Raw genomic sequence first — 6,064 nt, 5'->3', positions numbered from 1 at the left:
CTCACCGCTCGACGGGCTGTTCCTGGCGGTCGGCTTCTCCGGGCACGGGTTCAAGATGGCGCCTGCGGTCGGTCGGCTGGTCGCGGAGTTGCTCCTCGACGGGACGACGACGATGTCGGGTGTCGACCCGGCGGACTGCCGCCTCTCCCGATTCGCCGAGGGCAGGCCCACCGCCAGCCTCAACCCGTACGTGGGCGCGGGGGAGATGCGCTGAACGGTGCCGCCCCCTGCGGGCGGGCTGCTGCGCTCCGGTCATCCCGCCCGGATCTCCCCGGCCACCAGGTGCGCGACATGACCGGTCACCCAGATGCCGGTGCCGGGGGCGTCGTCACCTCCGGCGGCGATCCCCACACGCCCCTCACGCCCGAGCACGGTGCCCTGACGGGCGGTGTATCGCCGGGGCAGCGTGCCGTTGCCGGTGAGCCAGACCGCCAGTCCCGCATGGAAGCTGCCGGTCACCGGGTCTTCGAGTATCCCGGCGGAGACGGGGAAGAAGCGGACCTCCACCTCGACCGGGCCCTCCCGGTCCGTCGGGTAGCGGCCGACGACCCCGACCCGGTCCCCGTCCAGGGCCTGCACGTCGGGCTTGACGGCGAGGACGGCCTCGGCGTCGCGCAGGAGCAGCGCGCAGGAGCCGGGGCCGTTGTCCACCCAGGAGTGGTCCACCACGTCCTCGCGGCGCAGCCCCAGCCCCGACGCCAGTCGCTCCACCTCCGGCTCCTCGAGGGGACCTGACCTGATCAGCTCCGGTGCGGCGAACGACCAGTCGCCGCCCCCTTCGTCGCGCACGATGACCGGTCCGATCCCGCATTCCTGCACGACCCTGCCGGCCACCCGGGGCCGCCCACCCGCCGAGTGCCACGCCGCGCAGGCACCAAGCGTGGGGTGACCGGCGAACGGCAGCTCGGTCTCGGGGGTGAAGATCCGGACCCGGTAGTCGGCCTCGGCAGAGGTGGGCTCGAGGAGGAACGCCGTCTCGGACAGGTTGGTCCACCTGGCGATGGCCGCCATCTCCGACTCGGACAGTCCGCCCGCGTCGTGGACCACGGCGAGGGGATTGCCGCGGAACGGGACGTGGGAGAAGACGTCGACCTGCGAGAACCTCATCCCCCGACGGTACGCCCGACAGGCCGGAGCGATCCGCCGGACCGCGTGCGGTGCCCGGGCACCGAGCCACAGGCGGGCGACCTCACGGTGCGGTGGACTTGTGCCACAGCTTTGTTACGGTGTATGTGTCGGCAACATCGAGCGGAGCCCTCACTCCCTCGGTGGGTGCCGGCCCCTCGGTCCGGATGATTCCGAACCCATCCGGATGACGAGCCCGGATGGCGACGGGCCCGCCGTCGTCACACGACGAAAGGACTCACATCATGGGCAGCATCGATCAGGGCCTCGGCCTCCTCCAGCTCGGTTCGACCGCCTTCACGACCGGCTCCGGTGTCGTCGACGCCGGCACAGACTTCCTCGGTGAGGTCGTCGGCGTGATCCGCACGGCCGTCAACGGCGCCGCGGGCCTCGTCGGCTCCGCCGAACTGGTCTGACCGCCGAGCACCACAGCGAGAGCACGGCCCGGCCTCGGGCCGGTGTCCTCGAGAAACACGAGTCGGCCCCCGCGCGGCGGGGGCCGACTCGCCGCGTCACGGGTCCGCGCACCGCGCCGGGTCCCGCGGGATTCAGCTCTCGCGGAGCGCGTCCGTGCACGTCAGGCGAAGTTTTTCGAGCTTCCTGCCATGCTCGACCGCTCGCTCCACCAGCGCCTCCAGGGTGGGCCGGGGGAGACGCGGGTCGCCGATCTCGAGCATGGCCCTGAACCCCAGCTCCTTGCCCCGCACCGCGATGGTCAGTGCCTCCAGCTCGAGAAGATCACTGAGCGGCGACCTCTGGGCGAACCGCTGATTGGGCTTGAGCTGACCGAGCTTCTCCGCGGCCCGGGCCGGGAGGTCCTTGAGCGCCGACGGGGACGTCCCCGCCAGGGTCATGAGTTCCTCAAGACTGTGGAGGTCATCCACCGTCTCGTCACCGATGCGGGAGACGACCTCGCGGATCTCGGGATCCTCGTGGTCCTCGGCCACCCGCCGGAAAAGGTCCACGCCGGCGGCCGCGCCGGCGTGGTGGTCCTGCATGTACGTGTGCAACATCTCAGTGGCCATACCGGCGACGTTACGTCTTCTGTTCCAGAGGTCAACCGCGGGCGAGCGCCGGGAGCAGTTCCTGCTCGGCCAACTCGAGGAACCCGGCCTGGTCCTGGGAGACGTGGTGCAGGTAGATCTCGTCGAACCCCAGTTGCTCGAACTCGCGGAGCCGACCGACCAGGTGATCGACCGAGTCGGTGACGATCACGGTCTCCTCGATCTTCTCGTCCGGGATGTACCGGGCGACCAGGTCGAACTCCTCGGGGGTGGGCAGGTCGTAGGCGACCGGCGGGTCCACGGCATGGTTCTGCCACTGATCCCGTGCGACCTCACGGGCGCGGCTCATGGTGTCCTCGATGGCCACGTGGACCTGGAGGGCGAGAGTTCCCCGGCCCCCGGCCGTCCGGTAGGACCGGATGATCTGCCGGACCGAGTCGGGGTCGTCATTGATCGTGATGAGTCCGTCGGCCCAGTGCGCCGCCCTCGCGGCGGTCTCCGGGGTGAGCGCGGGGCCCATGATCCGAGGTGGTGTCTCCGGGAGCGAGTAGACCCGCGCACTCTCGACGTCGACGAGTCCGTGGTGGGTGACCTCCTCGCCGCGGTGGAGGCGGCGGATGATGTCGACGCTCTCCTCCAGGCGGGCCTGCCGGGTGGATTTGTCGGGCCACTTGTCGCCGGTGATGTGCTCGTTCATGTTCTGGCCGCTGCCGAGGGCCACCCAGAAACGGTCGGGGAACATCTCCGCCAGCGTTGCGGACGACTGGGCGACGACGGCGGGGTGGTAGCGCTGGCCGGGCGCGCAGACGGTACCGAACGTCATCTCGGTGGTGGCGAGCGCGGCGCCCAACCACGACCAGGCGAAGCCCGAGTGGCCCTGGCGCGTCGACCAGGGTGAGAAGTGGTCGGAGCACATCGCGATCCGGAAGCCCGCGCGTTCGGCCTGCTGCACGTCCCGCAGCAACCTGCCCGGGGAGATCTGCTCGTGCGAGGCGTGGAATCCGTAGGTGGTCATCGTTCGCCTTCCTGTCGTCCCCTCCGGGCCGCCTGAAGGGCGTCGGCCGCCCGTATCAACCCGATGTGACTGAACGCCTGGGGGAAGTTCCCCGCCAGGCGGCCGGATGCGGGATCGAACTCCTCGGAGAACAGACCCAGATCGCTGCCCCGGGAGACCATGGTCTCCATGAGGGTCCGGGCCTCGTCGATGCGGCCGCTCCCGGCGTACTGCTCGACCAGCCAGAAGGTGCACAGGACGAACGGGTACTCGCCGCCCTCCAGACCGTCGATCCCGCTGTCCACCCGGTACCTGTGGACGAACCCCTCCTCGGTCACGAGGTCACGTTCGATGCATGCCACCGTGCCGAGCATCCGGGGATCGTCGTAGTCCAGGAATCCGGTGTGGGGCAACTGCAGGAGTGAGGCGTCCACCTCGGAGTTGTCGTAGGTCTGGGTGAAGCTGCCCAGCTCTTCGTCGAACCCGTGCTCGTCGATCTCCTCGGCCAGGCGGGATCGGAGCTCGCGCCACCGTTCCACGGGCCCGTCGAGACCGTGTTGCTCGACCGCGCGGACGCCCCGGTCGAATGCGGCCCACATCATGGCCCGCCCGTGGGTGAAGTGGTGGGGGGATCCGCGCATCTCCCAGATCCCGTGGTCCTCGCGGTCGAAGTGCTTCTCCGCGTAGCGCAGGAGTCCCTTCTGCAGGCCCCAGGTGTACTCGTCCTCGTGGACGCCGGCCTCGCGCAGGTCGTGCAGGGCGATCATGACCTCCCCCACGACGTCGGCCTGGTACTGGTCTGCCGCTCCGTTGCCGATCCGCACCGGCCGGGAGCCCTCGTAACCGTCGAGGTGGTCCAGTTCCATCTCGATCAGCTGGCGTTCCCCACCCAGGCCGTACATGATCTTGACGTCGTCGACGTCACCGGCGACCGCACGCAGGAGCCAGTCGCGCCAGAGCGCGGCACCCTCGGTGAGACCGTGCGCCACCACGACCTCGATGGTGAAGGCGGCGTCGCGGAGCCAGGTGTAGCGGTAGTCCCAGTTCCTCTCGCCGCCGAAGTACTCGGGCAGCGAGGTGGTCGGCGCGGCCACGATGGCGCCCGTGTCCAGATTGGTCAACGCCCGCAGGACGAGGAGCGAGCGGGTCACCTCCGGCCGGGGATCGCACTCGACCTCCAACTGCGCGGCCCAGTCGGTCCAGGCGCTGACGGTCGCCGCGATCGTCGCGTCGGCGTCGGGCGGGTCGGGGACCTCCTCGTGGGACGGGAACCAGGTCAGATCCCAGTCCAACCGTTCTCCGGCGCGGACATCGAACCGCCCCTCGAGTCGGCGGGCGCGCCCACCTTCCTGTGACTGGTCGTCGTCGCGTACGGCGGCGCGGGCGTGGGTGTCGTCGCTGGGAGCCGAGTCGTCGTCGTCCTCGTCCGGCCAGTGCAACATTGGGCCGGTCACCAGGATCCCGTCGGGCCCGGCCAGGGCCAGCAGCGCGCGGTCCTCCCCGTTTCTCGCGATCTCCCGGGTCCACGGCGTGGCCCGTGCGTAGTCGAACCTCAGGCGCAGGTCGTGCTCGACGGTCACCTCGCCGTCGAGGCATTCGACCCGGCGGATCAGGTCCCCCTGCGACTCGCTCCGCAGGAGGCAGTCGGTCACCCGGGCGGTGCCGGTCGGCGACCGCCAGGTCGTCTCGAGCACGAAGGTCTCCGGGATGTATCGGCGATCGAGCACCTCGCCGTCGGCCACCGAAAGGCACCACCGGCCGTCCTCCGGGCCGCCGAGCAGGGCCGAGAACACAGCGGGGGAGTCGAATCTGGGAAGGCAGAGCCAGTCGATGCTCCCGTCCCGCGACACCAGCGCACCGGTACGCAGGTCGGACAGCAGGGCGTAGTCCTCGAGGGGGGTGCTGCGCGTCGAGCCGGCCATCTCTAGAAGACGGGCTTGCCGCCGGTCACCCCGAGCACGGTGCCCGAGACGTAACCGGCGTCGGCGGGCGAGGCGAGGAAGACGAACGCACCCGCACATTCCGCGGGCTGTCCCGCGCGACCGAGCGGGGTGTCCGAACCGAACTCCTCCAGCTTCTCGCCGGGCTGCGTGGCCGGCTGCAGCGGCGTCCAGATGGGGCCGGGGGCGACCGCGTTCACCCGGATGCCCCGGGACCCGAGCTCGGAGGCGAGGTTGACGGTGAGGTTGTTCAGGGCCGACTTGGTGGCCGCGTAGTCGAGCAGCGGCGGGGCCGGTTGGTAGGCCTGGATCGACGTGGTGGTGATGATCGACGACCCGGGTCCGAGGTGGTCCAGTGCCTCCTGGCTCGCCCAGATCGTGGCGTACAGATTGGTCTTGAACACCCGGTCCATGTTCTCGCTGTCGATGGTCTCCAGACCCTCGCCGCGAGCGTGCTGGTAACCGGCGTTGTTGACGAGGATGTCCAGACCGCCGAGCTGCTCCGCGGCATCCCTGACCATCTGTCGGCACTGGGTCTCGTCGCGCAGGTCGCAGGGGAGGAGTACCGCCCGTCGGCCCGCATCCTCGATCCAACCCCGGGTGTCCTGGGCGTCGGACTCCTCCTCCGGCATGTAGGAGATCGCCACGTCGGCTCCCTCGCGGGCGTAGGCGATGGCCGCGGCCCGCCCGATTCCCGAATCCCCGCCTGTGATCAGGGCTTTCATCCCCTGGAGCTTGCCTGATCCGCGGTAGGTCTGTTCTCCGTGATCGGGCACCGGGGTCATCTCGGAGCTGAGCCCGGGGGGCCGCTGCTCCTGGGACGGGAATCCGCCGCTGTCGTTCGTCATCTCCTCGGCGCGTCGTGTGGTATCGCTCGTGCTGCTCATATCTCCAACGTACGTAAAGCTGTCGTATCCGCCACCGGCAATCGGGTCGCCACGGCCGGAGGTGACAGGGCCGGAGGTGGCAGGGCCGGTGGGAGGCCGGGTGGCCCGGCCGGC

The 6,064-nt window shown here is 70.1% G+C and carries 6 protein-coding genes and 1 pseudogene; 2 read left to right on the top strand and 5 right to left on the bottom strand.

Translation table 11 applies throughout. The features are described 5' to 3' along the window. A pseudogene (locus tag G6027_RS09340) lies at nucleotides 1-214 on the top strand (FAD-dependent oxidoreductase); the annotation flags it as partial. A gap of 38 nt (nucleotides 215-252) precedes the next feature. On the opposite strand, the gene G6027_RS09335 reads toward G6027_RS09340, so the two are convergent. Then, a complete protein-coding gene (locus G6027_RS09335) occupies nucleotides 253-1,107 on the bottom strand; it encodes a PhzF family phenazine biosynthesis protein (protein WP_182636929.1) in 855 nt (284 codons plus the stop codon). A gap of 263 nt (nucleotides 1,108-1,370) precedes the next feature. Between G6027_RS09335 and G6027_RS09330 the strand changes: the two genes are divergently transcribed. Then, nucleotides 1,371-1,541: a hypothetical protein gene (locus G6027_RS09330; RefSeq protein ID WP_182636928.1), complete on the top strand. Its 171-nt coding sequence runs from the start codon at nucleotides 1,371-1,373 to the stop codon at nucleotides 1,539-1,541. Nucleotides 1,542-1,673: 132 nt separating this feature from the next. Here the strand turns inward: G6027_RS09330 and G6027_RS09325 are convergent, their stop codons facing one another. Genes G6027_RS09325 through G6027_RS09310 form a run of 4 tightly spaced genes read right to left on the bottom strand, consistent with a single transcriptional unit; the run spans nucleotide 1,674 to nucleotide 5,911 of the window. Then, the gene (locus G6027_RS09325; protein WP_182636927.1) at nucleotides 1,674-2,150 is read right to left on the bottom strand and encodes a hypothetical protein; all 477 of its coding nucleotides are present in this window, start codon (nucleotides 2,148-2,150) and stop codon (nucleotides 1,674-1,676) included. Between the two features lie 31 nt (nucleotides 2,151-2,181). Continuing rightward, nucleotides 2,182-3,144 (bottom strand): TIGR03885 family FMN-dependent LLM class oxidoreductase, encoded by a 963-nt coding sequence (locus G6027_RS09320; RefSeq protein WP_182636926.1) that lies wholly within the window; start codon nucleotides 3,142-3,144, stop codon nucleotides 2,182-2,184. After that, nucleotides 3,141-5,045, bottom strand: coding sequence for a glycoside hydrolase family 15 protein (locus G6027_RS09315; RefSeq protein WP_182636925.1), 1,905 nt, complete (start codon nucleotides 5,043-5,045; stop codon nucleotides 3,141-3,143). The genes G6027_RS09320 and G6027_RS09315 overlap by 4 nt, the downstream gene beginning before the upstream one ends. Nucleotides 5,046-5,047: 2 nt before the next feature. Next, nucleotides 5,048-5,911 (bottom strand): SDR family oxidoreductase, encoded by an 864-nt coding sequence (locus G6027_RS09310; RefSeq protein ID WP_241726984.1) that lies wholly within the window; start codon nucleotides 5,909-5,911, stop codon nucleotides 5,048-5,050. Nucleotides 5,912-6,064: the final 153 nt, after the last annotated feature.

Origin of the sequence: Dietzia sp. SLG310A2-38A2 (assembly GCF_014145095.1) — a bacterium.
Classification (GTDB): domain Bacteria; phylum Actinomycetota; class Actinomycetes; order Mycobacteriales; family Mycobacteriaceae; genus Dietzia.
Note: the sequence above shows the minus strand (reverse complement) of the source record. Positions and strands in the feature narration are given on the sequence as shown.